25 protein-coding genes are annotated in these 25,669 nt (G+C 70.3%); 12 read left to right on the plus strand and 13 right to left on the minus strand.

Features of this window, described 5'->3' with window-relative positions; all coding sequences use genetic code 11:
- Positions 1-275: 275 nt before the first annotated feature.
- From ACZ60E_RS23185 to ACZ60E_RS23205, 5 genes are all read right to left on the minus strand, one after another.
- On the minus strand, positions 276-1,157 hold the full coding sequence (locus ACZ60E_RS23185) for an SCO1860 family LAETG-anchored protein (protein WP_469442782.1): 882 nt from the start codon (positions 1,155-1,157) through the stop codon (positions 276-278).
- 305 nt (positions 1,158-1,462) lie between these two features.
- Entirely contained in the window at positions 1,463-2,563 is a 1,101-nt protein-coding gene (locus ACZ60E_RS23190; protein WP_469442784.1) for an amidohydrolase family protein, read from the minus strand.
- 247 nt (positions 2,564-2,810) lie between these two features.
- Positions 2,811-3,626, minus strand: coding sequence for an amino acid ABC transporter ATP-binding protein (locus tag ACZ60E_RS23195; protein ID WP_469442786.1), 816 nt, complete (start codon positions 3,624-3,626; stop codon positions 2,811-2,813).
- Positions 3,623-4,462, minus strand: a complete 840-nt coding sequence (locus tag ACZ60E_RS23200; RefSeq protein WP_453793512.1) for an amino acid ABC transporter permease — start codon at positions 4,460-4,462, stop codon at positions 3,623-3,625. Before ACZ60E_RS23200 ends, ACZ60E_RS23195 begins: the two co-directional genes overlap by 4 nt.
- Complete coding sequence (locus ACZ60E_RS23205) at positions 4,459-5,307, minus strand: transporter substrate-binding domain-containing protein (RefSeq protein WP_453793513.1); 849 nt, start codon at positions 5,305-5,307, stop codon at positions 4,459-4,461. The genes ACZ60E_RS23200 and ACZ60E_RS23205 overlap by 4 nt, the downstream gene beginning before the upstream one ends.
- A gap of 210 nt (positions 5,308-5,517) precedes the next feature.
- Here ACZ60E_RS23205 and ACZ60E_RS23210 point away from each other — a divergent pair, with 210 nt between their 5' ends.
- From ACZ60E_RS23210 to ACZ60E_RS23230, 5 genes are all read left to right on the plus strand, one after another.
- On the plus strand, positions 5,518-6,564 hold the full coding sequence (locus ACZ60E_RS23210) for a pyridoxal-phosphate-dependent aminotransferase family protein (RefSeq protein ID WP_453793577.1): 1,047 nt from the start codon (positions 5,518-5,520) through the stop codon (positions 6,562-6,564).
- 428 nt (positions 6,565-6,992) lie between these two features.
- Positions 6,993-7,718 (plus strand): DsbA family oxidoreductase, encoded by a 726-nt coding sequence (locus ACZ60E_RS23215; protein WP_469442790.1) that lies wholly within the window; start codon positions 6,993-6,995, stop codon positions 7,716-7,718.
- Between the two features lie 95 nt (positions 7,719-7,813).
- The gene (locus ACZ60E_RS23220) at positions 7,814-8,863 is read left to right on the plus strand and encodes an aminotransferase class V-fold PLP-dependent enzyme (RefSeq protein ID WP_469442793.1); all 1,050 of its coding nucleotides are present in this window, start codon (positions 7,814-7,816) and stop codon (positions 8,861-8,863) included.
- A gap of 54 nt (positions 8,864-8,917) precedes the next feature.
- Complete coding sequence (locus tag ACZ60E_RS23225; RefSeq protein ID WP_384811955.1) at positions 8,918-9,535, plus strand: RNA polymerase sigma factor; 618 nt, start codon at positions 8,918-8,920, stop codon at positions 9,533-9,535.
- 25 nt (positions 9,536-9,560) lie between these two features.
- Positions 9,561-10,598, plus strand: coding sequence for a maleylpyruvate isomerase family mycothiol-dependent enzyme (locus ACZ60E_RS23230; RefSeq protein ID WP_469442798.1), 1,038 nt, complete (start codon positions 9,561-9,563; stop codon positions 10,596-10,598).
- Between the two features lie 8 nt (positions 10,599-10,606).
- Here the strand turns inward: ACZ60E_RS23230 and ACZ60E_RS23235 are convergent, their stop codons facing one another.
- The gene (locus ACZ60E_RS23235) at positions 10,607-11,137 is read right to left on the minus strand and encodes a MarR family winged helix-turn-helix transcriptional regulator (protein ID WP_469442801.1); all 531 of its coding nucleotides are present in this window, start codon (positions 11,135-11,137) and stop codon (positions 10,607-10,609) included.
- Between the two features lie 142 nt (positions 11,138-11,279).
- Between ACZ60E_RS23235 and ACZ60E_RS23240 the strand changes: the two genes are divergently transcribed.
- Positions 11,280-12,341, plus strand: a complete 1,062-nt coding sequence (locus tag ACZ60E_RS23240; RefSeq protein WP_469442802.1) for an alkene reductase — start codon at positions 11,280-11,282, stop codon at positions 12,339-12,341.
- A 109-nt stretch (positions 12,342-12,450) separates the two neighbouring features.
- Here ACZ60E_RS23240 and thpD read toward each other — a convergent pair whose 3' ends face one another.
- The 6 genes from thpD to ACZ60E_RS23270 form a co-directional block, all read right to left on the minus strand.
- A complete protein-coding gene (thpD, locus tag ACZ60E_RS23245; RefSeq protein ID WP_469442804.1) occupies positions 12,451-13,338 on the minus strand; it encodes an ectoine hydroxylase in 888 nt (295 codons plus the stop codon).
- Positions 13,339-13,341: 3 nt separating this feature from the next.
- A complete protein-coding gene (locus ACZ60E_RS23250) occupies positions 13,342-13,746 on the minus strand; it encodes an ectoine synthase (protein ID WP_107017720.1) in 405 nt (134 codons plus the stop codon).
- Between the two features lie 48 nt (positions 13,747-13,794).
- Positions 13,795-15,066 carry a diaminobutyrate--2-oxoglutarate transaminase gene (gene ectB / locus ACZ60E_RS23255; protein ID WP_384811970.1) on the minus strand — a complete coding sequence of 424 codons (1,272 nt, stop codon included), beginning with the start codon at positions 15,064-15,066 and terminating at the stop codon, positions 13,795-13,797.
- Positions 15,067-15,094: 28 nt separating this feature from the next.
- Positions 15,095-15,634, minus strand: a complete 540-nt coding sequence (gene ectA / locus ACZ60E_RS23260; RefSeq protein ID WP_469442807.1) for a diaminobutyrate acetyltransferase — start codon at positions 15,632-15,634, stop codon at positions 15,095-15,097.
- Between the two features lie 336 nt (positions 15,635-15,970).
- The gene (locus tag ACZ60E_RS23265) at positions 15,971-16,579 is read right to left on the minus strand and encodes a DUF1349 domain-containing protein (RefSeq protein ID WP_469442808.1); all 609 of its coding nucleotides are present in this window, start codon (positions 16,577-16,579) and stop codon (positions 15,971-15,973) included.
- 287 nt (positions 16,580-16,866) lie between these two features.
- Positions 16,867-18,396: an aldehyde dehydrogenase (NADP(+)) gene (locus tag ACZ60E_RS23270; RefSeq protein ID WP_469442809.1), complete on the minus strand. Its 1,530-nt coding sequence runs from the start codon at positions 18,394-18,396 to the stop codon at positions 16,867-16,869.
- A 131-nt stretch (positions 18,397-18,527) separates the two neighbouring features.
- On the opposite strand from ACZ60E_RS23270, the gene ACZ60E_RS23275 reads away from it, so the two are divergent.
- The 3 genes from ACZ60E_RS23275 to ACZ60E_RS23285 all read left to right on the plus strand — a co-directional run bounded on the left by ACZ60E_RS23275 (position 18,528) and on the right by ACZ60E_RS23285 (position 21,436).
- Positions 18,528-19,301, plus strand: a complete 774-nt coding sequence (locus tag ACZ60E_RS23275) for an IclR family transcriptional regulator (RefSeq protein WP_138048348.1) — start codon at positions 18,528-18,530, stop codon at positions 19,299-19,301.
- Between the two features lies 1 nt (position 19,302).
- Positions 19,303-19,818, plus strand: a complete 516-nt coding sequence (locus ACZ60E_RS23280) for a GNAT family N-acetyltransferase (protein ID WP_469442811.1) — start codon at positions 19,303-19,305, stop codon at positions 19,816-19,818.
- Between the two features lie 166 nt (positions 19,819-19,984).
- Positions 19,985-21,436: a peptidoglycan D,D-transpeptidase FtsI family protein gene (locus tag ACZ60E_RS23285; RefSeq protein ID WP_469442813.1), complete on the plus strand. Its 1,452-nt coding sequence runs from the start codon at positions 19,985-19,987 to the stop codon at positions 21,434-21,436.
- A 138-nt stretch (positions 21,437-21,574) separates the two neighbouring features.
- Here ACZ60E_RS23285 and ACZ60E_RS23290 read toward each other — a convergent pair whose 3' ends face one another.
- Positions 21,575-23,026 (minus strand): NCS2 family permease, encoded by a 1,452-nt coding sequence (locus tag ACZ60E_RS23290; protein WP_453793532.1) that lies wholly within the window; start codon positions 23,024-23,026, stop codon positions 21,575-21,577.
- 120 nt (positions 23,027-23,146) lie between these two features.
- Here ACZ60E_RS23290 and ACZ60E_RS23295 point away from each other — a divergent pair, with 120 nt between their 5' ends.
- The 3 genes from ACZ60E_RS23295 (at position 23,147) to ACZ60E_RS23305 (ending at position 25,523) form a co-directional block, all read left to right on the plus strand.
- Entirely contained in the window at positions 23,147-23,725 is a 579-nt protein-coding gene (locus ACZ60E_RS23295; protein WP_469442815.1) for a SigE family RNA polymerase sigma factor, read from the plus strand.
- Positions 23,722-24,579, plus strand: coding sequence for a hypothetical protein (locus ACZ60E_RS23300; protein ID WP_469442818.1), 858 nt, complete (start codon positions 23,722-23,724; stop codon positions 24,577-24,579). Before ACZ60E_RS23295 ends, ACZ60E_RS23300 begins: the two co-directional genes overlap by 4 nt.
- Positions 24,580-24,695: 116 nt before the next feature.
- Positions 24,696-25,523, plus strand: coding sequence for a pectate lyase (locus tag ACZ60E_RS23305; protein ID WP_469442820.1), 828 nt, complete (start codon positions 24,696-24,698; stop codon positions 25,521-25,523).
- Positions 25,524-25,669: the final 146 nt, after the last annotated feature.

Consider the following 25,669-nt stretch of genomic DNA (forward strand, 5'->3'; position numbering starts at 1 on the left):
CCCCGCGCCCCTAAAGGGGGGCGCGGGGCAGGGCGGAAGGCCCCCCCCCGGCCCCCGCCGGGCCCCGGGCGCCCCCCCACGTCCCCCGCGCCCGTGGGGGGGTGGGTGGGGCTGCCGGGCCGGGGGCGGGGGGCGCCCGGGGGGGGGTTGCCCGCGCAGTCCCCCGCGCCCCTAAAGGGGCGCGGGGAACTGCGCGAACGGCCCCCGCCGGGCCGCAGCGGGCACTCGGCCTCACGCCATCCTCCCCCTCGGGGGCGAGGGGAACTGCGCGGGCGTCAGGCTCGGCGGCGGCGGGTCAGGGTTACCGCTGTGGCGCCTGCGGCCAGTAGCGCGAGCGCCCCCGCAGCTACGTACCGCGTCGCCGAACTGCCGCCGGTCTCCGCAAGCCCCGGCGACTCCGCGGCAGCGCCCTGCGGCGACACCCCCGGCGCGGGCTCCGCCGGGGACTCGCAGGTCGCCTCCGCCAGAGTGACCGTTCCTTCAACTTCCGCCACGTTCAGCTTCAGCGGGTTCACCGACACCTTGAGCCGCAGCGCGGTCGCCGCCGCCGTACGGGACGTGGTCCGTGTGGACGACAGGTCCAGGCGGACCTCACCGACCCCCGGCACCTTCACCTCCGTCACCCCGCCGGCGCTCACCGTGGTCCTCTTGCCGAGCACCGTCACCGCACCCAGTGGATTCGCCGAGGCGACCGGCTTCTCCCCCGCCGCACAGACCGCCTTCGCGGTGACCTGGTCGACCTCGATGAGGGACAGCAGCGGCAGTCCAGGAATGTGCACCTTGGCGTGGGCGAGGTGCACCGCCCCCTCGGCCTTCTCCGCGGACACGGTCGCACCCGCTCTGGCGACCTCCGCGCCGAGCACGGTGAACGGCTGTCCGCCGTCGACCCCGTCCAGCTTCGCCGTGAGCGTGGTCTTCTCGGCGCTCCGCGGCGCCTGTACTTCGTTGAGCGAGACCGCGAGCGGGACGTTCACGGTCTTGTTGAGCAGGGACACGTCGAGCCCGGTGCGGAGCACGACGGCGCCGGCGCGACCGTGGCCGTCGGTCGCGTGGGCGGGACCCGCGCCGGCCAGGACCGCGGGACCCGCGGCCAGGGAGACGGCGGCCGCGGTGGCGGCCAGCCTGCGTGCGGGCATACGGAAAGCGTTGCTGTGCATGGTGGTGGGACCCCCACAGGAGACAGAACCGGAGACGCGACGCCGCAGGACGCTCCGCTCGCAGGGACATGCGGGGAGCGTCCGGCGGCGTCGATGACGGGAATCCTTACGCACGGAGAGTGAACAGTCAGCAAGCTGACGGGAGTTCACCCATACGTGGACTTTCCGCGCACCTCTTCGATTCATCCTGCACGTACGTTCCTCAAGGCCACCCAGATCACTGAACTCCACAGAACTGGCTGGAAAGCGCCGGAGCGTGGGAGGGAGTGCGCGCCGCAGGGAACGGGCCCGGCGGTCACTCTCCGTCAGCTGACGACCCTGCCGTCCAGCACCACCCGCCGCGGCGCCGCCAGGACCCGTACGTCCGCCCGCGGGTCCTGCTCGAACACGACGAGGTCGGCCGGAGCCCCTTCCTCCAGGCCTGGTCGGCCCAACCACGCACGGGCGCCCCACGTGGTGGCCGAAAGCGCCTGGAGGGGCGGGATGCCGGCCTTCACCAGCTCGGCGACCTCCCCCGCCACCAGGCCGTGCGGCAGCGTGCCGCCCGCGTCGGTGCCGACGAACACCGGGATCCCGGCGTCGTACGCGGCGCGCACGGTGTCGTAACGGCGCTCGTACAGTCGCCGCATGTGCGCGGACCACTGGGGGAACCTGGCCTCGCCCCCGTCCGCGAGGTGCGGGAACGTGGCGATGTTCACGAGGGTCGGGACGATCGCGACGCCGCGTTCGGCGAAGAGCGGGATCGTGTCCTCGGTCAGGCCGGTGGCGTGTTCGATGCAGTCGATGCCCGCCTCTACCAGGTCCCGCAGGGAGTCCTCGGCGAAGCAGTGCGCGGTGACGCGGGCGCCGAGGCGGTGGGCCTCGGTGATCGCCGCCTCCACGGCGTCGCGCGGCCAGCACGCGCCGAGGTCGCCGGTGCCGCGGTCGATCCAGTCGCCCACGAGCTTGACCCAGCCGTCGCCGCGTCGGGCCTCCCGGGCCACGTACGCGACGAGGTCCGGCGGCTCGATCTCGTGCGCGAAGCCGCGGATGTAGCGGCGGGTACGGGCGATGTGGCGGCCCGCCCTGATGATCTTCGGGAGGTCGTCGCGGTCGTCGACCCAGCGGGTGTCCGCGGGTGAGCCGGCGTCGCGGAGGAGGAGGGTGCCGGCCTCCCGGTCGGCCAGGGCCTGCTTCTCCGACTCGTCGTCGGGGACGGCTCCGTGGGGGCCGAGGCCCACGTGGCAGTGGGCGTCGACCAGTCCTGGCAGGGTCCAGCCGTCGATCGTGCGGACGTCTTGTGCGGCCTCGCCGCGGGGGCGGTCGTAGGTGACCTTGCCGTCGACGACCCAGAGTTCGTCCCGGGCGTCGTCGGGGGCGACGAGTACGCGGCCCGTCACGTGCAGTACCGGCGGCTGATCGCTCATGGCGGCAGCCTAGTTCTTTGACGGAGTACGTCGTCCGCGGGCGGGTGGGGGCGGGCCTCAAGGATTGCGCAGTTCCCCGCGCCCCTACAAGCCAAAAGATTGCGCCGTTCCCCGCGCCCCTGGGTGGGACGGGGCGCAGCCCCTCCCCGAGGGGCGCGGGGAACGGCGCGAGCAACCCCCACCGGACCCGCAGGCTCAGGGGCGCGGGGAACGGCGCAATCGTTTCGTCCTTGAGGGGGCGGAGCCCTTAGGGGCGCGGGGAACTGCGCGGGGCGTCCTCTACCTCCGCCATCGCCGGGTCCAGGAGGCGGGAGAGGAAGTGGCGGGTGCGGGCGTGGGTCGGGGAGCCGATCACCTGGGCCGGCGGCCCCTGCTCCACGATGACCCCGCCGTCCATGAAGACCACCCGGTCGGCCACCTCGCGCGCGAAGGACATCTCGTGCGTGACGACCATCATCGTCATGCCCTCGTCCGCGAGCATCCGCATCACGGCGAGGACGTCCCCGACCAGTTCCGGGTCGAGCGCCGAGGTCGGCTCGTCGAAGAGCATCACCTGGGGCCCCATGGCGAGCGCCCGGGCGATGGCGACGCGCTGCTGCTGGCCGCCGGAGAGGGAGCCCGGGTAGGCCGTCGCCTTCTCGGAGAGCCCGACCCGCCGCAGGTTCTCGGCGGCGACCTCCGCCGCCTCCGCCTTGTCGCGGCCCAGCACCCGCCGCTGCGGCAGCGTCAGGTTGTCGGTCACGGTCAGGTGCGGGAAGAGGTTGAACTGCTGGAAGACCATGCCGATCCGACGGCGTACGGCATCGATGTCGACGTCCGGGTCGGTCACCTCGGTACCCCCGACGAAGACCTGCCCCTTCGTGGGCTCTTCGAGGAGGTTCACACAGCGCAGCAGGGTCGACTTGCCGGAGCCGGAGGGGCCGATGACGCACACGACCTCGCCGGAACCGACCTCCAGGTCGATGCCCCGCAGCACCTCGTTGTCGCCGAACGACTTGTGCAGCCCGCGGACCTGGATCTCCGGCGTGCCGCTCTTGTCGTCGACACTGTTCTCGGTGCTCACTTGGTGGCCTCCCCGGCCTTCGCCTCAAGGCGGCGTACGACGAACCCGAGCGGGATCGTGACCAGCAGATAGCACAGGCCCGCCACCAGGATCGGTGTCGAGTTGGCGGTCTCGCTGGCCAGGTCGCGGCCGAACTTGGACAGTTCGCGCTCCTCCAGCGTGACCCCGAGGAACAGCACCAGCGAGGAGTCCTTGAAGAGGAGGACCAACTCGTTGGTGAGCGGCGGGATCACGATCCGGAAGGCCTGCGGAATGATGATGGAGACCATGGCCCGCGCGTGCGAGAAGCCCAGCGAACGGGCCGCCTCCATCTGCCCCTTGGGAACGGCCTGGATGCCCGCGCGGATCGTCTCCGCCATGTACGCGGCGGCCACCAGCCCGAGCGCGAGCGCGACCTTGCCGTACGTGCCGCCGGGGATCTCCGTGCCGGGGAACGCGAGCGGCACGGCGACGCCCACGAAGATGAAGATCAGCAGGGCGGGCAGCCCGCGGAAGATCTCGATGTAGATACCGGCCAGCCAGCGGTACGGGCCGACCGAGGAGAGCCGCATCAGGGCGACGACCACGCCGAGGGCGAGGCCGAAGACGAAGCCGGACATCGTGTAGAGGACGGTGTTCTTCAGCGCCAGCGTGATGATGTCCGGGAACATCCGCTCGGCCAGGTCGACCTGGGCGAACTGGTTCCGCAACTGTCCCCAGTCGGCCGTGAACCCGAGGGCGACCAGCGCGGCGACGAACACCGCGTACTGGACGCCCCGGGACACGGTCCGCTTCTGGCTCCTGGTCAGACCCCGCCGGCGGGGCTGGACCTTGGTGTCGATGTCGGTCTCGGTCATGAGGAGGCGGCGGGCGAAGCGGAGGCGGCGTTCTCGTCGTACGGGCCGATCCACTTCTCGTACAGCTTCTTGTACGTGCCGTCGGACTTGGCGTCCGCCAGCGCCTTGTTGACGGCTTCGAGGAGCTTGGTGTTGCCCTTCTTCATGGTGAAGCCGTACTCCTCACCGGTGTTGATGTTGTCGGCGACCTCGAAGGCGGCGGCGTTGGCCTTGTCCTTCAACCAGCCCTGGAGGACCGGGTAGTCGATGACGATGGCCTTGACCTGGCCAGTGCGCAGACCGTTGAGGAGGGCGTCCGAGGACTCGAAGGAGACCGGGTTGAGGCCCTTGCTCTTCGCGAACTCCTCGCCGGTGGTCTGCGCCTGCGCGCCGACCTTCTTGCCCTTGAGGTCCGCGAGGGAGGAGATGCCGCTCTTCTTGCCGGCCAGGATGCCCTGGGTGGCCTCGAAGTACGGGTCGGAGAAGTCGACGTTCTTCTTGCGCTCGTCGGTGATCGTCATACCGGCCGCGGCGAGGTCGCACTGGCCGGAGTTGAGGGATCCGCCGGTCTTGAAGTTCTCGAAGGGCTGGTCGAGGATCTCCTGCTTCACGCCCAGGTTCTTGGCGACCAGGTCGACCAGCGACACGTCGAAGCCCTGGACCTTGCCGTCGATCTCCGACTGGAACGGCGGGTACGGCAGGTGCGTGCAGGTGGTGAGCTGTCCGCCCTTGACGAGCTCGACCCCGTTGGCGGTGGTCTTCTTGCCCCCGTCGTCGTCCGAGGAGCAGCCGGACACGAGCAGCAGCCCGGCCGTCGCGGTGGTGGCGGCCAGAATGCGGGTTCGGCGCCCGGGGACCATCTTCACGGGGGAGACCTCCTGTGGGGAAACTGTGACTGCTGATTATAAGGATTCGTTTGAGGCTCTCAAACCAATCCCATGGCCGCTGGGCTGTCCGGCCTCGGAAGTCGCCGGTGGGCGACTGCGGGGACGGCGGTTACGCTCGTTGCTGCCTACCCAGTGAGTGACGAGAGCAACGTGAGCGTCCAGAGCAACGTGAGTGAAGAGAGCAACGCCGTGACCCATCCCTTCCTGGACCTGGCGCCGCTGAGCGCCGCGCGTTTCGCGGCGATCGAGGACCGCGTGGCGCGGCTGCTCTCCACCGAGCAGGACGTCGTGATCATGCAGGGCGAGGCGCTGCTCCCCCTGGAAGGGGCGATCCGCGGCGCGGCCGGTCCCGGCACGACGGCTCTCAACGTGATCACCGGCCCGTACGGGCAGACGTTCGGCGACTGGCTGAGGGACTGCGGCGCGACCGTGCACGACCTGGCCGTGCCCTTCCACACGGCGGTCACGGCCGGGCAGATCCGCGACGCTCTCACCGAGCACCCGGAGATCGACTTCGTCTCCCTGGTGCACGCGGAGGCCGCCACCGGGAACACGAACCCGGTCGCGGAGATCGGCGAGGTCGTACGGGCCCACGGCGCCCTCTTCTACCTGGACGCGGTGGCCTCGGTCGGCGCCGAGCCGGTGCTGCCGGACGCGTGGGGCGTGGACCTGTGCGTGATCGGGGCGCAGAAGGCGATGGGCGGGCCCGCGGGGGTCTCTGCGGTGTCGGTGAGCGAGCGGGCGTGGGCGCGGATGGCCGCGAACCCGCACGCGCCCCGGCGCTCCTACCTCTCCCTCCTGGACTGGAAGGAGCGGTGGGTCGACGCCGGGCGCAAGGTCCTCCTCCACGCTCCGGCGCAGCTGGAGATGCTGGCGCTGGAGGCGTGCGTGGAGCGCATCGAGTCGGAGGGGCTGGAGACCGTGATGGCGCGGCACGCTTCGGCTGCGGCGGCCACGCGGGCGGGTGCGCTCGCGCTGGGCGGGGGGCTTGAGCCGTACGTGTACGAGGCCTCCGATGCGGCGCCGGTCGCGACGACGTTGCGGACGCCTGCGGGGGTGGACGCGTCGGTGGTGGTGGCGGCTGCGCTGGCCGTCGATCCTTCCCTTCCGCTGGCGGCGGGGGGTGGGGTGCTGGCCAAGGAGATGATCCGGGTCAACCACTACGGGCCTGCGGCCGGCTCCGCGACGGTGGACGCATGCCTCACCGCGCTGCGCGCGGCGCTGGCCACCGCCTGAGCGCCGCCGCCTGCGGCCCCGGTGGGGGCTGGCCGCGCAGTCCCCCGCGCCCCTGAAAGCTCGGGGCTGGGCGCCGCGTCCCCTGTGCGGCTCAAAGACGAAAAGACTGCGCAGTTCCCCGCGCCCCTGAGTGGGACGGGGCACAGCCCCTCCCCAAGGGGCGCGGGGAACGGCGCGAGCAACCCCCACCGAACCCGCACGCCAAGGGGCGCGGGGAACGGCGCAATCTTTTCGTCTTTCGGGGGCGGAGCCCCCTAGGGGCGCGGGGAACTGCGCGGCCAACCCCCACCGGCCCGCACATTCAGGGGCGCGGGGAACTGCGCAATCGTTTGGGCCCACCCCCACCCAGCCTCAGGGAATACGCAGGCGGTTCTTGAATGTTCATGTTTTAGCGAAGCTGATCGGTTGAGTGAGGGAGAGTTCGAGACATGCGCGTCGAGATCTGGAGCGACATCGCCTGCCCATGGTGCTACGTGGGCAAAGCCCGCTTCGAGAAGGCCCTCACAGCCTTCCCGCACCGCGATGACGTCGAGGTCGTACACCGCTCCTTCGAGCTCGACCCGAACCGCGCCAAGGACGACATCCAGCCCGTCATCCCCATGCTCACCAAGAAGTACGGCATGAGCGAGGCCCAGGCCCAGGCCGGTGAGGAGAACCTCGGCACCCAGGCCGCCGCCGAGGGCCTGGCGTACCGCACGAAGGACCGCGACCACGGCAGCACCTTCGACATGCACCGGCTCCTGCACCTCGCCAAGGAGCGGGGCCGCCAGGACGAGCTGATCCAGAACCTCTACAAGGCGAACTTCGCCGAGGAGCGTTCCGTCTTCGGCGACGACGAACGCCTCGTGGAGCTGGCGGTCGACGCCGGACTCGACGCGGACGAGACCCGCAAGGTGCTCGCCGACCCGGCCGCGTACGCCGACGAGGTCCGCGCCGACGAGCGCGAGGCCGCCGAGCTGGGCGCGAACGGCGTGCCGTTCTTCGTCCTGGACCGCAAGTACGGCGTCTCCGGCGCCCAGCCCGCCGAGGTCTTCGCCCAGGCCCTGGAGCAGGCGTGGGCCAGTCACTCCCCGCTCAAGCTGATCCAGCAGGACGGTCAGGGCGGCGCCGAGGCGTGCGGCCCGGACGGCTGCGCGGTCCCCCACCAGCACTGACATGCGGCGCTGACCTGGACATATAAGCGTTCCTTCGCGGAACCACTTAAAAGAACGCAATGGACGGGGAGTTCTCCGCGCCGCAGAGTGGTGCCATGGAGACCTTCGAGAGCCTCGTCCGGGCCGAGTTCGCGCCGAAGAACACCTATCTGAACACCGCCAGTACCGGGCTGCTCCCGGCCCGCGCGGTGGCGGCCATGCGGGCCGGCATCGAGTCCGTGGCGGACGGCCTGCCGCAGGACATGTTCGCCGACGTGGAGGCGGCCCGCGCCTCCTTCGCGCGGCTCGTCGGCGTCCCGGACAGCCGGGTCGCGGCCGGGGCCTCGGTGGCCGTCTACACCGGCCTGATCGCCGCCTCGCTGCCCGAGGGCGCCGAAGTCCTCACCGCCGAGGGCGACTTCACCTCCGTGGTGAACCCCTTCCATGTGCGCCGCGGGCTGAAGGTGCGCACGGTGCCGCTGGAGCGGATCGCCGAGTCGGTGCGCCCCGGCACCGCGCTCGTCGCGGTGAGCGCCGCACAGTCCGCGGACGGCCGGATCGCGGACCTGCCCGCGCTGCGCGAGGCCGCCCGTACCCACGGCACCCGTACGTACATCGACGCATCCCAGGCCGCCGGATGGCTGTCGGTCGACGCGGACGCGTACGACTATGTGTCCTCCGTCGCCTTCAAGTGGCTCGTCTGCCCGCGGGGCGTGGCCTTCCTCGTCGTTCCGGAGGACTTCGGGGGGCTCGATCCCGTCTTCGCGGGCTGGGTGGCGGGAGAGAATCCCTGGGACAGCTGCTACGGGCCGGTCGAGGAACTCGCCCACTCCGCGCGGCGGTTCGACGAGAGTCCCAGCCTCTTCTCGTACGCAGGCGCCCGGCACTCCCTCCAAGTGGTCGAGGAGCTGGGCGTGGAGGCCATCCGCGCCCATGACCTCGGCCTCGCCGACCGTTTCCGGGCGGGCCTCGCCTCGCTGGGACACGAGCCGGTCCCGGCCCCGGGATCGGCGATCGTCTCCGTGCCGGGGCTCGGTCACCGGCAGCCGGAGCTGAGCCGGGCGGGGATCGAGGTCTCCGACCGCGCCGGAAACCTGAGGGCCGCCTTCCACATGTACACCTCGCCCGCGGACGTCGACCGCCTGCTGGATGTCCTGTCCGGATGATGTCGCGCCCCACTGGCGCGCGGCCCACGAGAACGCTAGGAAGGGCATCACGAGGTGGTGGTGCCGGTGGAGCCAACTCTCCACACGTCCGAACGGCCGTCCGCGGATGCGGAGTTGCACCGGCGGCTGGTGTATGGCGACGAGACCGCGCTGGCCGAGGCGTACGCGGCGTACGGCGGCCTGGTCCGGCGCGTCGCGGTGCGGGTCACGCGCAGCGCGGCGGCCGCCGAGGACGTGGCGCAGGAGGTCTTCGCCCAGCTGTGGAGCAGGCCGTACGCGTTCGACCCGGACCGTGGCTCGATGCGCACCTGGCTGTCCCTGCTCGCACACCGGCGGGCCGTGGACTGGGTGCGCAGCGAGGCCAGGCACCGCAAGGACACGCGCGCGGACGACTCGGCGCTGCACTCCATCCCGGACACCGGCCCGGGGCCCGACGAGGCGGTCGTCGACCGCGAACGCTCGCTCCTGTTGCACTCCGCGCTCGCCGAACTCCCCCAGCCTCAGCGGGAGGTGGTCCACCTCGCCTATTTCGCCGGCCGCACCTACCGCCAGGCGGCCGTCGAGCTGGGTATCCCGGAGGGCACCGCCAAGACCCGATTACGGTCCGCGTTGCGCAAGTTGGCCGTGTCGTTGGGCGACCCGTCGGATCCGGCGTGGGAAAGGGGCGCATGATGGCGACAGGGAAAGGAGGCCTCCGGTGAGCGACGACCACGACGGCGTGCCCGAACTGCTGGCCGCCTGGGCCTTCGGCGCGCTGCAGCCCGCGGACGAGAAGGCCGTGCCGCTGCATCTGGCCGGCTGCGAGAGCTGTGCCGCGGAGGCGGAGCGGCTCCGTGAGACGGTACGGCTGCTGGACGGGCCACCCGGAATACCGGAGCAGGCCGCCATGAACAACGGTTCCGCCCTGCCGGAAGGCGTGCTCGCCGCCGCGCTGCGGGCGCGGCCCACCGCGCCGCGCGTCGCCGCGCACGCGGCCCCGTACGCGGCCGCGGTGATCGGGCTCACCGCGCTGCTGCGCGAGGTGGACGGCCACCGGCCGTGGGGCACCCCCGTCGTGCACGACTGGGACGTCCGGGACACGGTCGGCCACCTCATCGCCGCCGACGAGGAGTTGGCCCGGCTCCTCGGGGTCGCGGCGCACGCTCCGGCCGCGCGGAGCACGGCGGAGATGCCGTGGGAGGAGGCCTGGGAGGCCAGGACCGCCGACACGATCGCGTACGAGCGGACGCGCTCCCCCGAGGAGACGGTGGCCGCGTGGTCCGCGCAGAGCTCGGCGCTGCTGGCGACGCCCGAGGCCCTGGATCCCGAGCGGGCCTCGCACGCCACGACGATGCTGGGCGTACGGCTGCCCGTGGCCGACCATTTCCTGGGGCGGGCCTTCGAGACCTGGATCCACACGGTGGACATCGGCCGCGCGCTCGGGCTCGCCGTGCCGCCGCCCGTCGAGGCCCATCTGGGGCAGATGGTCCGGCTGGCCGTCCGGATGCTCGGTCTGGCGCTGGGGCCGACGGCGCCGCCGGTGCTGTTCGCCGTGACGGGCGTCGAGGGCGATCCCCAGTGGGTGCTCGGCTCCGAGGGCGAGCCGGTCCGGGGTGAACTCGCCCTGCAGGCCGTGGACTTCTGCCTGCTGGTGGGCGGACGGCACACACCCTCGTCGGTGCCCCGCGGGATGGTGGGCGACGAGGAAGCCGTACACGACGTGCTGGAGCGGGCGGCCTCACTGGCCTGGCTCTAGCGTCACCGTCAGGGCCGGTCCGCCCCGGGCGGGAACGTGCAGTCGCCTGCCTCCGTGCACAGGTTCGCCTCGACGCGCGCGAGGAGTCCGGAGAGCTGTGCGCGCTCGTCGGCGCTCAGCCCGGCGAGGCTGTGCTCCTCCAGGCCGGTCCAGGCCCGGGTGACCTCGTCGTGCAGGCCGCAGCTGCCCTCCGTCGCCTCGACGAGGACCGCGCGGCCGTCCCTGGGGTCGGGGCGGCGGCGGACGTGTCCCGCCTGCTCCAGCCGCTGGAGCATCTTCGTGACCGTCGACGGATCGAGTTCGACCGCCTTGATCAGCTCCGACTGGCGCACCGCGCCCGCGTCCCACAGGTGCATCATCACGAACTCCTGGCCGGGGTAGAGGCCGGACCCGCGCAGCAGCCTGCCCGCCGCGGCCCGGTGCATCCGGGCCACCCGGGAGATGGCGTAGCTGACCTGGCCGCCGCAGGCCGCCGAGGGGGTCTCGTCGGTACAGGCGGGGTCGGCCTGAGAGGCCGCGACCTCGTGGGTGGCACTCATCCTGGCTCCCGGTTCCGCGCACGTTCGTGGCGGCCAGCTTTTCACGGACAATAACTTGGCCGACCAAGGAATGCTTTACGGTGGCCCCTTGTTCCAATCATTGGCCGACCACATACATTCCCCGTCCTCCCCAGGAGCAGCCGTGACCACCGCTTACGACCCCATCGACCTGTCCGGCACCCCGCTCGCGAACCGCATCGTCATGGCGCCGATGACCCGCAGCAGGACCGGCGACGGCGGAGCGCCGACCGATCTCAACGTCGAGTACTACGCCCAGCGGGCCTCCGCCGGCCTGATCGTCACCGAGGGCGTCCAGCCGTCCGTGGTGGGCCAGGGCTACCCGGACACCCCGGGGCTGCACAGCGCCGAGCAGATCGCGGCCTGGCGCAAGGTGACCGACGCCGTGCACGCCGCGGGCGGCCGGATCTTCGCGCAGCTCATGCACGCGGGCCGCATCGGCCACCCCAGCCTGCTGCCCGACGGACTCGTCAATGTCGGCGCCTCGCCCGTACGGGCCGAGGGGCAGGTCTACACCCACGAGGGCCCCCTCGACTTCGTCACCCCGCGCGAGCTGACCGGCGACGAGGTACGCGCCACCATCGGCGAGTTCGTGAGCGCCGCCCGGGGCGCGGTCGAGGCCGGCTTCGACGGTGTCGAGCTGCACGGCGCCAACGGCTATCTGATCCACCAGTTCCTCGCGCCGGGTTCCAACCACCGCACCGACGAGTGGGGCGGCCCGGTCGAGAACCGCATCCGCTTCGCGGTCGAGGCGGTCAAGGCCGTCGCCGCGGAGATCGGCGCCGGGCGCACGGGCATCCGCCTCTCGCCCGGCAACCCGTACAACGACATCCAGGAGCCCGAGCCGGAGGCGGCGTACACCGCGCTGGTCGACGCGCTGGAGCCGCTGGGTCTCGCCTATCTGCACATCACCGAGGTGGGCGAGATCCGTGAGCTGACGCTCGCGCTGCGCAAGCGGTTCAGCGGGACGTTCATCCTGAACCCGGCGACCGAGGGGCCGACAGGCCCCGAGTCCCTGACGCTCGTCGAGGACGGCGTCGCCGACCTGGTCGCCTACGGCCAGCTGTTCCTCGCCAACCCCGACCTGCCCGCCCGGCTGAAGGCGGGCGGCCCGTTCAACGAGGGCGACCCGGCGACGTACTTCGGCGGGGACGCGAAGGGCTACACGGACTACCCGGCGCTGTAACCAACCCCGGTAAGGCAGTTGGCCCGGTGCCCGACTCGCACGAGTCGGGCACCGGGCCGATCACCTTCAGGCGTACGTCACTTCAGGCGTACGTCGCTTCACCCGCAGGTCACTTCACAGGGGTGAAGTCCGTCGACCCGATGAACTCCGGTCGGCGTACCGGCGCGGCGAAGGGCTCCACCGCCGCGTTCTCCACGCTGTTGAACACGATGAAGACGTTCGAGCGCGGGAACGGCGTGATGTTGTCGCCCGAACCGTGCATGCAGTTGCAGTCGAACCAGGTCGCCGATCCGGCCCGGCCCGTGAAGAGCTTGATGCCGTGCTGGGAGGCGTACTTGGTCAGCGCCTCGTCGGAGGGCGTGCCCGCGTCCTGCATCTGCAGCGACTTCTTGTAGTTGTCCTTCGGCGTGGCTCCGGAGCAGCCGAGGAACGTGTGGTGCGACCCCGGCATGATCATGAGGCCGCCGTTGGTGTCGTGGTTCTCGGTCAGCGCGATCGAGACGGACACCGTCCGCATGTTCGGCAGACCATCCTCGGCGTGCCAGGTCTCGAAGTCCGAGTGCCAGTAGAAGCCGCTCGCGCCGAAGCCGGGCTTCACGTTGATCCGCGACTGGTGCACGTACACGTCGGAGCCGAGGATCTGCCGGGCGCGGCCCACCACGCGCTCGTCGCGCACCAGTTGGGCGAAGATCTCACTCGTCTTGTGGACCTCGAAGACCGAGCGGATCTCCTGCGACTGCGGCTCGATGATCGAGCGCTCGTCGGCGCGGACCGCCGGGTCGGTGACCATGCGCTCCAGCTCGGCGCGGTAGAGCGCGACCTCGTCGTCGTCGATGAGCTGCTCGACGGCGAGGAAACCGTCCCGCTCGTAACCCTGGAGGTCGGCCGCCGGAATCGGGCCCGGCGCGCCCGGTTCGCTCCACACGACCGGGTCCTGCCGGGGCACGGACACCTCACTGGTGCCGCGGCTGGGATACAGGTCGGTGATGGTCGTCATCGTTCAGACCTCCTCGGGCTCGGTCAGCAGGGGGTAGACACCGTTCTCGTCGTGGTCCTCCCGTCCGGTCACCGGCGGATTGAAGACACAGATGCAGCGGAAGTCTTCCTTGATCCGCATCGTGTGCCTCTCGTGGCCGTCGAGGAGGTAGGTGGTGCCCGGCGTGATCGTGTACTTCTTGCCGGTCTCGTCGTCGGTGAGTTCGGCCTCGCCCTCCACGCAGACGACGGCCTCGATGTGGTTCGCGTACCACATCGACGTCTCCGTACCCGCGTACAGGATCGTCTCGTGCACCGAGAAGCCGACCCGCTCCTTCGCGAGGACGACGCGCTTGCTCTCCCAGGTGCCCGACGCCGATTTCACGTGTCGGTCAGTGCCTTCGATCTCCTTGAACGAACGGACTATCACGGTGGTACGAAGCCTCCTTCAGGCTGGTGTGCAGGGGGGTGTGCTGGTTCAGGCCGTCTCGCGGACGGCCCGGGCGAGGGTACGAAGGCCCTCGTCCAGCTCGTCGGGTGTGATGGTGAGCGCGGGGAGGAGTTTCACGACCTCGCTCTCCGGGCCCGACGTCTCGATGAGCAGGCCGAGCTCGAAGGCGCGGTGCGCCACGCGGCCCGCACGGGCCTTGTCGTGGAACTCCATGCCCCAGACGAGACCCCGGCCGCGGTACTCCTTCACGTCGGCGAGGTTCTCCTCGGTGATGGAGATCAGCGCCTGCTCGACCTGCTCCCCGCGGGTGCGGGTCTGCTTCTCCATGGCGGGTCCGTCGGACCAGTACGTCTGGAGGGCGGCGGCGGCCGTCACGAACGCGGGGTTGTTGCCGCGGAACGTGCCGTTGTGCTCGCCCGGCTCCCAGATGTCCAGCTCGGGCTTGAACAGGCACAGGGACATGGGCAGGCCGTACCCGCTGATGGATTTGGAGACGGTCACGATGTCGGGCACGATCCCCGCCTCCTCGAAGGAGAAGAAGGCGCCCGTACGGCCGCAGCCCATCTGGATGTCGTCGACGATCAGCAGCATGTCCTGGCGCTCGCACAGCTCGGCGAGGGCGCGCAGCCACTCGACGCGGGCGACATTGATGCCACCCTCGCCCTGCACGGACTCGACGATCACGGCGGCGGGCTTGTTCAGGCCGGAGCCCTGGTCCTCGAGGAGCCGCTCGAACCAGAGGAAGTCCGGGACCTGGCCGTCGAAGTAGTTGTCGAACGGCATCGGCGTGCCGTGCACGAGCGGGATGCCGGCGCCGGCGCGCTTGAAGGCGTTGCCGGTCACGGCGAGCGAGCCGAGCGACATGCCGTGGAAGGCGTTGGTGAAGGAGACGATGGACTCCCGGCCCTTGACCTTCCGGGCCAGCTTCAGCGCGGACTCGACGGCGTTGGTGCCCGTCGGGCCGGGGAACATGACCTTGTACGGCAGGTCCCGCGGGCGCAGCACCAGGTTCTGGAACGACTCCAGGAAGCTGCGCTTCGCGGTCGTCGACATGTCCAGACCGTGCGTGACGCCGTCGCGTTCCAGGTAGTCGATCAGGGCCCGTTTCAGTACCGGGTTGTTGTGTCCGTAGTTGAGTGAGCCGGCACCCGCGAAGAAGTCGAGGTACTCGTGGCCGTCCTCGTCGTACATGCGGCTGCCCTGCGCGCGGTCGAAGACGGTGGGCCAGTTGCGGCAGTAGCTGCGGACCTCCGACTCCAGGGTCTCGAAGACGCTCAGGTCGGGCTGGGTGATGGTCACAGGTGTTCTCCTCGGGCGTGGGGGCTGTTCAGAACGACAGGGGGCCGATGCGGTACAGCACTTCTGGGTCGTGCGGGCCGTCGGGGAACTGCCCTGTGTCGAACAGGACCTCACGCTCGACGCTCGCGCCGTGACGCGCCGCGTACGAGGTGAACAGCCGCTCGGAGGCGGTGTTGCCCGGGGAGATCGTGGTCTCCAAGGAAGTCAGCTCGTGCCGGCCGGCGACCTGACGGGTCAGCCCGTCCAGGAGCGCGGCGGCGAGGCCTCGGCCCCGCTGCGCCGCGTCGACGGCGACCTGCCACACGAGAAGCGTGTGCGGGCGCTCCGGCCGGATGTAACCGGTGACGAAGGCGACGGGTTCGCCGTCGGCCGTACGCGCCACCGCGGAGGTACCGGAGAAGTCACGGCACCACAGCAGGTAGCTGTAGGAGGAGTTCAGGTCGAGGGTCCCGGAGTCCTTGGCAATGCGCCAGAGTGCGGCTCCGTCGTCCACGTGCGGACGGTCGGCCCGCAGCCCTTCTGGCATTTCCAGGAATTCCGCTTGCAGGTCTGCTTGTGCGGCGGTCATGTCTATTGAATTTACCCAGCAAAAATCGAAATCGCATCGCCGAGTGGGGTTACACAAGCAGAGTGCATGTGTTATCACGCGGGCGCGGGCCGCGCGCCGAGCCGATCGAAAGCGCCGCTTTGTCCGGGTAATACCGGACAAAGCGGCGCGGTTGTGTATTGCGTCACAAGGGCTTAACCATCGCGAGACCTGCCCGAATTACGAGATCGATCTTCGCAAAACTTTGTTGTTTAGGTTCCAGGAAATCGGGCAGAAGCTAATGGAAAACCCTAGGCGAATAAAAGCAGAATTGGGACCGCATTCAAAGTGGACCCGGAAATGGGGAGAGCCCCGAAATCAGTGACCGTCCCTCAGGTCGGCAGGCCAGTCCGGGCGGAACTCGATGTGGTCGTACGTGACCACGCAGCCCTCGCCCATGGGCGACTGGGTCATGAATCCGACGAGGGCGGCCCCGGTCTCCTTCTCCTCGCCCAGGGTGAAGAGGCGGACGAAGGTCCAGCGCTCGCCGTCCCTGGAGGCGTGGAAGGCGAAGGCGCGGCCGGTGCGGCTGATCCGGAGCCAGACGGAGCTGCCGTCGACCGTGAAGGAGTTCGCGTCGTCGGAGTGCCCGCGGGTGACGACCGTGCAGACGGTGGGCACGTCCGGGGAGTTCTCCAGGCAGAGCTTGGCCCAGGCCCGCTCGCCCACGTGCGCGTAGAGGACACCGGCGTCGAAGGCCCCGGCGAAGCCGACCGTCACGCGGGCGATGAGCTGGAAGTCCCCCTCGGGCGCCCCCAGCAGCCGGGGCGCGTCGGACGCGGGGTCCAGCCCCTCGTCGGTGGGCGGCACGAACCGGTCCTGCCGGGCCCCGGCCCATCCGGTGAGCACCCCGCCCTCGTACGACCAGTGCCCGTCGGGCCCGTACGACCGAAGCGAAAAGGGAAGTTCAGGAATTCTCACGTCCATCCACAGAGTCTGCCAGCTCCACGGGAACCGCAGCCCCTTTCGGGGCCGGGGGCCCTTCAGGGGCGCGGGCAACCACAGCGGACCGGCACCCGACAAACCGCCCACGACCCCAACGGCGCCCCTGAGGGGCGCGGGGAACTGCGCGGGCAACCACAGCGGACCAGCACCCGACAAACCGCCCACGACCCCAACGGCGCCCTTCAGGGGCGCGGGGAACTGCGCGGGCAACCACAGCGGGCCCGCACCCGACACACCGGCCACGGGCCCGAGGGCGCGAAAAGGAGCGGTTACCTCTCAAGCCGCCCGTTGTAGCGCCGAGGCAGCTCCAACGGGTTGGAATCCCGCAGCTCAGCCGGCAGCAGCCCCTCCGCGGCGTTCTGGTACGCAACAGGCCGCAGCCACCGCTCGATCGCGGTCCCGCCCACAGACGTGGACGTGGACGTCGTGGCCGGGTACGGCCCGCCGTGCTGCTGGGCAGGAGCCACCGCGACCCCGGTCGGCCACGCGTTCACGACGACCCGCCCAGCGAGCGGCGTGAGCTCCGCGAGGATCTCCGCGCCACGCCCCTCACCGGCCTCCTCCTCCGTGGAGAGATGCACCGTCGCGGTGAGGTTCCCGGGCAGCCGCGCGAGCACCGCGTTCGCCTCGGCCTCGTCCTCGTAGCGCGCGACCACGGTCACCGGCCCGAAGCACTCTTCGAGCAGCAGGTCGTACTCGCCCTCGGCGGCCAGCTTCTGCGCGGAGACCGTCAGGAAGCCGGCGCTCACCGTGTGCTCACCGCCCGCACCCGGCGTCACCGGCGCGTCCACGCCGGGCAGCCCCGCACGCTCGGCGACCCCCGCGACGAAGTTGTCGCGCATGCGGTGGTCGAGGAGGACCCCCGCCTCGGTGTCGCTCACGGCGTCCGTGAGGGACTTCAGCAGGCGGTCGCCCGCCGCACCGGCCGGCGCCAGCACCAGGCCCGGCTTCACACAGAACTGGCCGACGCCCAGCGTCATGGAGCCCGCGAGCCCCGTACCGATCGCCTCGGCGCGCTCGGCGGCGGCGGCCTCGGTGATCACGACCGGGTTGAGCGATCCCAGCTCGCCGTGGAACGGGATCGGCGCGGGCCGCGCCGCCGCCGCGTCGAAGAGGGCGCGTCCGCCGCGTACCGAACCGGTGAATCCGGCGGCCGACACCAGCGGGTGCTTGACCAGCTCGACGCCCGCCTCGAAGCCGTGCACGAGGCCGAGGACGCCGTCCGGGATGTCGTGCTGGGCCGCGGCCCGGCGCACGACGGAGGCGACCAGCTCGGACAGCCCGGGGTGGTCCGGGTGCGCCTTGACGACGACCGGGCAGCCCGCGGCGAGCGCGCTCGCGGTGTCACCGCCGGCCACCGAGAAGGCGAAGGGGAAGTTCGAGGCCGAGTAGACGGCGACGACACCCAGCGGCACCTTGTAGCGGCGCAGGTCCGGGATCGGCGGCGTCGCGGTGGCGTCGGGGTGGTTGATCACGACGCCGAGGAACTCGCCCTCGTCGACGATGTCCGCGAAGGCCCGCAGCTGATAGCAGGTGCGGGCGAGTTCGCCGGTGAGCCGGACCGGGCCGAGCGCGGTCTCCGCGTCGGCCGCCTCCACGAGGTGCTCCTTGGCGCCTTCGAGCAGGTCGGCCGCGGTACGCAGGAAGGCCGCGCGGACCGTGCGGTCGGCGAGAGCCCCTCGGGCGGCGTGCGCGGCGCGGACGTCGTCGTCCACCTCCTGGGCTGTGGCTTCCACCGCAACCTGCTCGCGCTGCTTCCCGGTTCGGGGGTCGACACTCCAGACTGGTGCTGCTGCCACCGCGGGTCCCTCCAGATGTAATGCCGAAGTACATGTGCCACTCACCAGGGGCGTTCGATATGCTGAACGCTGTCTCTGATGGTGAATATGCTGTCGAGACTATTTCCCGGCGAACTAGGGGGTCAAGGCCGATGTCGGCAGGCGAGACGGGCGGCGGAGCACAGGTCAAGTCCGCGGTGCGGACGGTTGAATTGCTTGAGTACTTCGCCGGACGCCCCGGTATGCACTCCCTGGCCGCCGTACAGGAGGCCGTCGGGTATCCCAAGTCCAGTCTCTACATGCTGCTGCGCACGCTGGTCGAGCTCGGCTGGGTCGAGACCGACGCGACGGGCACGCGGTACGGCATCGGCGTACGGGCGCTGCTCGTCGGTACGTCGTACATCGACGGTGACGAGGTCGTCGCGGCGGCGCGGCCGACGCTGGACCGGCTCTCCGACGACACGACGGAGACGATCCACCTGGCCCGCCTCGACGGCACGAACGTCGTCTACCTCGCGACCCGCCAGTCCCAGCACTATCTGCGCCCCTTCACGCGCGTGGGGCGCCGACTGCCCGCCCACTCCACGTCCCTCGGCAAGGCGCTCCTCGCGACCCACACCGACGAGCAGGTACGCAAGCTGCTGCCGGAGACGCTGCCCGCGCTGACCGAGCACACGATCACCGACCGGGAGAAGCTCATCGAGGAGCTGCACCAGGTACGGGAGCAGGGGTTCGCGGTGGACCGCGAGGAGAACACGCTGGGGCTGCGCTGCTTCGGCGTGGCGATCCCGTACCGGACGCCCGCGCGGGACGCGATCAGCTGCTCGGTGCCGGTGGCGCGGCTGACGCCGGCGCACGAACAGATGGTGAAGGACGCGCTGTTCGACGCGCGCGACCGGCTGACGCTCGCGACCCGGAGGCTCTGACATGTCCGACCTGTCCCGCCTGTCCGGGCCGTCAGTCCCGTCTCCCGTCGAGGTCGAGCTCCGCGAGATCCACGACAGTGATCTGCCGGTGTTCTTCCGGCAGACGAACGATCCCGAGTCCGTGCAGATGGCGGCGTTCACCGCGAAGGATCCGACCGACCGGGACGCGTTCGACGCCCACTGGAAGCGGGTGCGGGCCTCGTCCGCCGTGAACCGCACGATCCTCGTCGACGGGGATGTCGTCGGGAACGCGGCGGTGTACGGGGAGCCGGGCGAGCGCGAGGTGACGTACTGGATCGATCGCGCGTACTGGGGGCGGGGGATCGCCACGGCCGCGTTGCGGGCGCTGCTCGTCGTCGTGCCCGAGCGGCCGTTGTACGGGCGGGCTTCGGCGGACAACGCGGGGTCCCTGCGGGTGCTGGAGAAGTGTGGGTTCGTCGTGACCGGGCGGGACCGGGGGTTCGCGAACGCGCGGGGGGCCGAGATCGACGAGGTTGTGCTTGTGCTCCGGACGTGACGTGCGGGCCCGGTGGGGGCTGGTCGCGCAGTTCCCCGCGCCCCTTAAAGACAAAAGACTGCGCCGTTCCCCGCGCCCCTGGGAGGGGCTGCGGTTGATGAACTGTCCATGAGAAACGTGGGCGAAGGGAACGTTCGGGGGGTTCTTGCTCGTCCTTCTGGGCGGGATGAACAAAACGATCAGGCGCGCCTCCGTCTTCACTCTGCTGCTCGTGTTCGCTCTGCTCGTCAGAGCGACCTGGGTGCAGTTCTACGAGGGGCAGGCGCTCGCAGAGGACAAGGACAACCGTCGGAACGCGATCGAGCAGTACGCGTACCCGCTCGGGAACATCATCGTGGGCGGCGACGCGGTCACCGGTTCCGCGCAGACGAAAGGCAGCGACCTCAAGTACAAGCGCACGTACACCGACGGGAACCTCTACGCGGCCGTCACCGGGTTCAGCTCGCAGGTGTTCGGGGCCACGCAGCTGGAGGGTGTCTACCAGCAGCTTCTCGACGGCACGGACAACCGTCTGAAGAACCCCCTCGACACGGTCACCGGCAAGCGGTCCGATCCGGGCGATGTGATCACCACCATCGACCCGGACGTGCAGAAGGCGGCCTACAAGGCGCTCGGTGACAAAAAGGGCGCGGCCGTGGCCATGGACCCGAAGACCGGCAGGATCCTCGGTGTCGTCTCCACCCCGTCCTACGACCCCTCGGTGCTCAGCGGGGGCGACTCCGACGCCTGGAAGAAGCTGACCAAGGACTCCGAGAAGCCCATGACGAACCGGGCGCTGCGCCAGCCGCTGCCGCCGGGCTCGACGTTCAAGCTGGTCGTCGCGGCCGCCGCGCTGGAGGACGGCCTCTACTCCTCGGTGGACGAGAAGACGAAGAGCGAGAACCCGTACACGCTGCCGGGCACGACGCAGGTCCTGGCGAACGAGAGCAGGTCGGCGCCCTGCGAGAACGCGTCGATCCGGGTCGCGCTCCAGTACTCGTGCAACAACGTCTTCGCGAAGATGGCCGTCGACCTCGGTCAGGACAAGGTCAAGGCGATGGCCGAGAAGTTCGGCTTCAACGACGAGTCCCAGGACGTGCCCGTGCGCGCCTACACGAGCGTGTACCCGTCGGACATGGAGAAGTCGTCCACCGCGCTGACGGGTATCGGGCAGTTCGACGTGACCGCGACGCCGTTGCAGATGGCCATGGTGTCGGCCGCCATCGCCAACGGCGGGAAGCTGGTTTCGCCGCGCATGGTGTCGCAGATCAGCGACGCGAACGGGGATGTGCTGGAGAACTACGGCGACGACACGGAGAGCAAGGAGATCGTCAGCTCGTCCACGGCCGAGCAGTTGCAGTCGGCGATGCAGACGGTCGTCGAGGAGGGTACGGGGACGAACGCGCGGATCCCCGGGGCGACGGTGGGGGGTAAGACCGGTACGGCTCAGCACGGCGAGAACAACAGCAAGACGCCGTATGCGTGGTTCACGTCGTACGCGAAGTCCGACTCCTCCGACAAGGAGGTCGCTGTCGCCGTGGTGGTGGAGCAGTCGGATGCGGCGCGGTCGGAAGTGAGCGGGAACGGTTTGGCTGCGCCTGTGGCCGAGGCCGTGATGCGGGCCGCCCTCGCGGGCTGAGCCATCGGTCATCTGCGTCCGCCCGGTGGGGGCCGAGCCAAAAGATTGCGCAGTTCCCCGCGCCCCTGATGGGGGCGCGGGGAACTGCGCGGGTGACCCCCACCGGGGCCGCGGGCGAATGGATCGTGGCGGTCGTGGCTACTTCACGTTCAGGAGTTGTTCGATCGGGTCTATCGCGAAGTAGATCAGGAACAGCGCCGACGCCCCCCAGAGCAGCCAGTGCACCTCCTTCGCCCGGCCCAGCACCGTCTTGATGAGGACGTAAGACACGAACCCCGCCCCGATCCCGTTCGTGATCGAGTACGTGAACGGCATCACGGCGATCGTCAGGAACGCCGGGATGGCGATCTCGTACTTGTCCCAGTCGATGTGCTTGACCTGCGTCATCATCAGGAACCCGACCGCCACGAGCGCCGGCGCCGCCGCCTGCATCGGCACGATCGTCAGCAGCGGCGTCAGGAAGAGCGCACAGGCGAACAGCCCGCCCGTGACGAGGTTCGCGAACCCCGTACGGGCCCCCTCGCCGACCCCCGCCGCCGACTCGATGTACGACGTGGCGGAGGACGCGGACGACGCGCCGCCGGCGACCGCGGCGGCGCCGTCGATGAGCAGGACCCGGCCGAGGTTGGGCACCTTGCCCTCCTCGTCCAGCAGCCCCGCCTCGGCGCTGATGCCGACGACCGTGCCCATGGTGTCGAAGAAGTCCGACAGGATCAGAGTGAACACCAGCAGCACGACGGTGATCACACTGACCTCGCCGAACGCGCCGAACAGGCTGAAGTCGCCGAGCAGTCCGAAGTCGGGCGAGGCCACCACGTCGTCGGGCACCTGGGGCGTGGTCAGGCCCCAGCTCTTGACGTCCGCGATCTCGTTGATGACGATCGCGACGACCGTCATGGTCACGATGCTGATCAGGATCGCGCCCCTGACCTTGCGGGCGAGCAGTCCGATGGTCAGCAGGACACCGAGGCAGAACACCAGGATCGGCCAGCCGGTCAGCGCGCCCGTGGCCCCCAGCTGCACCGGCACGGTGGTGTTGGCGGCATCCGGTATGCGGCTGACGAACCCGGCGTCGACGAAGCCGATGAACGCGATGAACAGCCCGATGCCGACGCTGATCGCCTGCTTGAGCGGCTGCGGGATCGCGTACATGACGGCCTCGCGCAGTCCCGTCACCACCAGGACGCAGATCAGCAGGCCTTCGAGGACGATGAGGCCCATCGCGTCGTCCCAGCTCATCAGCGGGGCGATCTGGAAGGCGACGACGGCGTTGAGGCCGAGCCCCGCGGCGAGCGCGAGCGGCAGGTTGCCGCCGACACCCATCACGATCGTCATCACGGCGGCCACCAGGGCGGTGGCGGTGACCAGTTGGACGCTGTCGAGCTGGTCGCCGAACTTGTCCTTCGCGCTGCTGAGGATGATGGGATTCAGGACAAGGATGTAGGCCATCGTGAAGAACGTGGCGAATCCGCCGCGCACTTCCCGGCCGACGGTGGAGCCCCGGGCGGAGATCTTGAAGAACCGGTCGACACTGTTGGCCTGGGGCGGTCCGGCGCCTGGCCGGTCCTCCACCTGCTGCGTTTCGGACATGGCGGATGCTCCTCGTTGCCTGCGTGCCTGGTGAGCGGATGCTGGCTGGATTGTTCCCGCGTTGAACCAGTTTCAGGTTTTCATCGTGTTACAGAATGAACCGACAGGGAGAGGTCGCCCGTGGGCACTGTCGTCGACGACGCCGCCTCCGTGGAGTTCCACGACTTCTTCGAGCGGCACTACTCCGAACTGGCCCGCCTGGCCCATCTGTTCACCGGCGAGTCGGACGCCGCCGACGACCTCGCGGCGGACGCGCTGCTCGCACTGTGGCACCGCTGGGACCGCGTGCGCGCCGCGGACCACCCGGTGGCGTACGCACGCGGTGTGGTCGCCAACATGGCGCGCAGCCGGATCCGCAGCGCGGTGCGCGAACGACGGCGGATCACCCTGTTCTGGTCGCAGCGCGAGGACAGGACCGAGAACCCCGACGTGCCCGGCATGGTGGACGTCCAGGAGGCGCTGCGCAGACTGCCGTTCCGCAAGCGGGCGTGTGTGGTCCTGCGCCACTCCTTCGACCTCTCGGAGAAGGACACCGCGCTCGCCCTCGGTATCTCGGTGGGTACGGTGAAGAGCCAGACGTCGAAGGGGATGGCGGAGCTCCAGCGGCTGCTGGGGTCGCGGGACGCTCCGCGGCGGATGCACGCGGCGGCGCTGCGTGCCGGTGGCACCGGGGGGATCACCGGGGGGAGGGGCCGATGAAGGACGTGCACGACGAACCGCATGGCGGACTCCACGACGAGTCGCGCGACGAACTGCGGGCCCGGCTGCGGGACTCGGCGGAGTCGTACGAGCCCGATCGCGCCCGCATCCTGGCCCGCGTCGAACGCGGTATGGCAGGTGGGGAGAGCGCGCCGGGTCCCGCCCCGCGGCCGACCGCGCTCGGCTGGTTCCGTGTCGTCGGTGCCACGGCCGCGGTCGCGGGCGTGCTCGCGGTCGGCGGCTACGCCGTGGCGTCGGCGCTGAAGGCCGAGGCGCCGGACGACCAGACGGTGGCGGTCAGCCCCAGTCCGGCTCCCTCGCCCGAGCAGGAGGCGTCGAGCCGTGCCCCGCTCCCACCGGACCCGGCCGGTTCGTCGGCCCCGCCGAAGCGTTCGAGCCCTCCGGCCTCCCCCACCGCCGGTGGCGGCACCGGTGCCGCTGCCGAGGACGGCCCGTTGTGGTCGGACGGATCGGTCGACCCGCACAGCAACGCGTTCTGGGCGCAGAGCAATGTGACGGTGAAGACCGAGAAGCAACTCACGGCGCTGACCGTCGTGTTGAAGGTCAGGCAGACCGGCGGAGTCACCTCGACGGGTTCCTGGCGCTCCGCCCCCGAGGACGACTTCACCACGTCCGTCGCCGAGAGGGACGGCTTCCTCACCTACACATGGACGCTCAGGCCGGGCCGTACGGTGTGGCCGGGCGAGTGGGTGTTCGCGGGCCAGTACGACCACGACCGCGGTGGCCGCGACGCCGGGGACGACACGTATACGGCCGACGCCCAAGCCGGCGGCCGAGTACTGGCCGTGGCGGGCGACTTCGCCCGCACCGGCTCCGGCGACGGCGACCCGTAGGACCGGGCGCGCCCCGCAGGACCGAGGGTCGAAAAGAATCGGCGCACGCGGCAACCCATGCCGTCCGGGTGGCGACCAGGAGAGGCAAGATCTCTCCCCACCTGAAGGAACGGGACATGACCTCACGCGTGGAACCCCGTGCACGTCACCGCCGCAGGACCGACCGCAAGCGTGCCCTCCTCGGTGGCGTGTCCGCGCTCGCCCTGACGGGAGCCGCGATGTTCACCAGCACGATGATGTCGACGGCGAGCGCCGCCACCACCTGGCCGACCGCCACCGGCAGCGAGGCCGTCTCGTCGACCATCGCCGTCTCGGGCACCCGGGACGGGGGCTACAAGCGCTACTACGGCAGCGGCGATCTGGCCGGTGACGGTCAGGAGGAGGGCCAGGACCCGATCTTCCAGCTCGCGGACGGAGCGACGCTGAAGAACGTCATCATCGGCACGCCCGGGGCCGACGGCGTGCACTGCCAGGGCAGTTGCACCCTGCAGAACGTCTGGTGGGAGGACGTCGGCGAGGACGCAGCGACCTTCAAGGGCGGCAACTCCGCCGTCTACACCGTGTACGGCGGCGGGGCGAAGAAGGCCGCGGACAAGGTGTTCCAGCACAACGGCGGCGGCAAGCTCGTCGTCTCGAAGTTCGCGGTCCAGGACTTCAAGACGCTGTACCGCTCCTGCGGCAACTGCTCGACGCAGTACAAGCGCACCTCGATCTTCAACACCGTCGAGGTGACCGCGCCGGGTTCGCGGCTGGTCGGCATCAACACCAACTACGGCGACACCGCGGCCCTGCGGAACATCACGGTCGTCGGCGACAGCAGCAAGAAGATCGTGCCGTGCCAGAAGTACATCGGCAACAGCACGGGCGCCGAGCCGACGACAAACGGTTCGGGCCCGGACGGAACCTATTGCAACTACACGGCATCTGACATCACGTACCAGTGACCACAGGGTCGTTGGACGCCACAGATCTGCTGGCCTGAGCCCCCCTCGGCCAGTCAGGGCGACGCCCCTCGCCGGTGACGACCGCGAGGGGCGTTCGCATGCCTCCCTGCGAAACGCACCGAAACTTTCGCTCGCTCCGGCCGGGC

This window comes from Streptomyces sp. NPDC102514 (genome assembly GCF_055584525.1).

Coding starts and splice junctions, on each gene's coding strand:
- ACZ60E_RS23285 (WP_469442813.1), top strand. CDS start 19,985: ATGAACAAAACGATCAGGCGCGCCTCCGTCTTCACTCTGCTGCTCGTG.
- ACZ60E_RS23275 (WP_138048348.1), top strand. CDS start 18,528: ATGTCGGCAGGCGAGACGGGCGGCGGAGCACAGGTCAAGTCCGCGGTG.
- ACZ60E_RS23190 (WP_469442784.1), bottom strand. CDS start 2,563: ATGAGCGATCAGCCGCCGGTACTGCACGTGACGGGCCGCGTACTCGTC.
- ACZ60E_RS23220 (WP_469442793.1), top strand. CDS start 7,814: ATGGAGACCTTCGAGAGCCTCGTCCGGGCCGAGTTCGCGCCGAAGAAC.
- ACZ60E_RS23280 (WP_469442811.1), top strand. CDS start 19,303: ATGTCCGACCTGTCCCGCCTGTCCGGGCCGTCAGTCCCGTCTCCCGTC.
- thpD (WP_469442804.1), bottom strand. CDS start 13,338: ATGACGACCATCACCGACCTGTATCCCAGCCGCGGCACCAGTGAGGTG.
- ACZ60E_RS23235 (WP_469442801.1), bottom strand. CDS start 11,137: ATGAGTGCCACCCACGAGGTCGCGGCCTCTCAGGCCGACCCCGCCTGT.
- ACZ60E_RS23200 (WP_453793512.1), bottom strand. CDS start 4,462: ATGACCGAGACCGACATCGACACCAAGGTCCAGCCCCGCCGGCGGGGT.
- ACZ60E_RS23265 (WP_469442808.1), bottom strand. CDS start 16,579: ATGGACGTGAGAATTCCTGAACTTCCCTTTTCGCTTCGGTCGTACGGG.
- ACZ60E_RS23185 (WP_469442782.1), bottom strand. CDS start 1,157: ATGCACAGCAACGCTTTCCGTATGCCCGCACGCAGGCTGGCCGCCACC.
- ACZ60E_RS23215 (WP_469442790.1), top strand. CDS start 6,993: ATGCGCGTCGAGATCTGGAGCGACATCGCCTGCCCATGGTGCTACGTG.
- ACZ60E_RS23300 (WP_469442818.1), top strand. CDS start 23,722: ATGAAGGACGTGCACGACGAACCGCATGGCGGACTCCACGACGAGTCG.
- ACZ60E_RS23290 (WP_453793532.1), bottom strand. CDS start 23,026: ATGTCCGAAACGCAGCAGGTGGAGGACCGGCCAGGCGCCGGACCGCCC.
- ectA (WP_469442807.1), bottom strand. CDS start 15,634: ATGACCGCCGCACAAGCAGACCTGCAAGCGGAATTCCTGGAAATGCCA.
- ACZ60E_RS23305 (WP_469442820.1), top strand. CDS start 24,696: ATGACCTCACGCGTGGAACCCCGTGCACGTCACCGCCGCAGGACCGAC.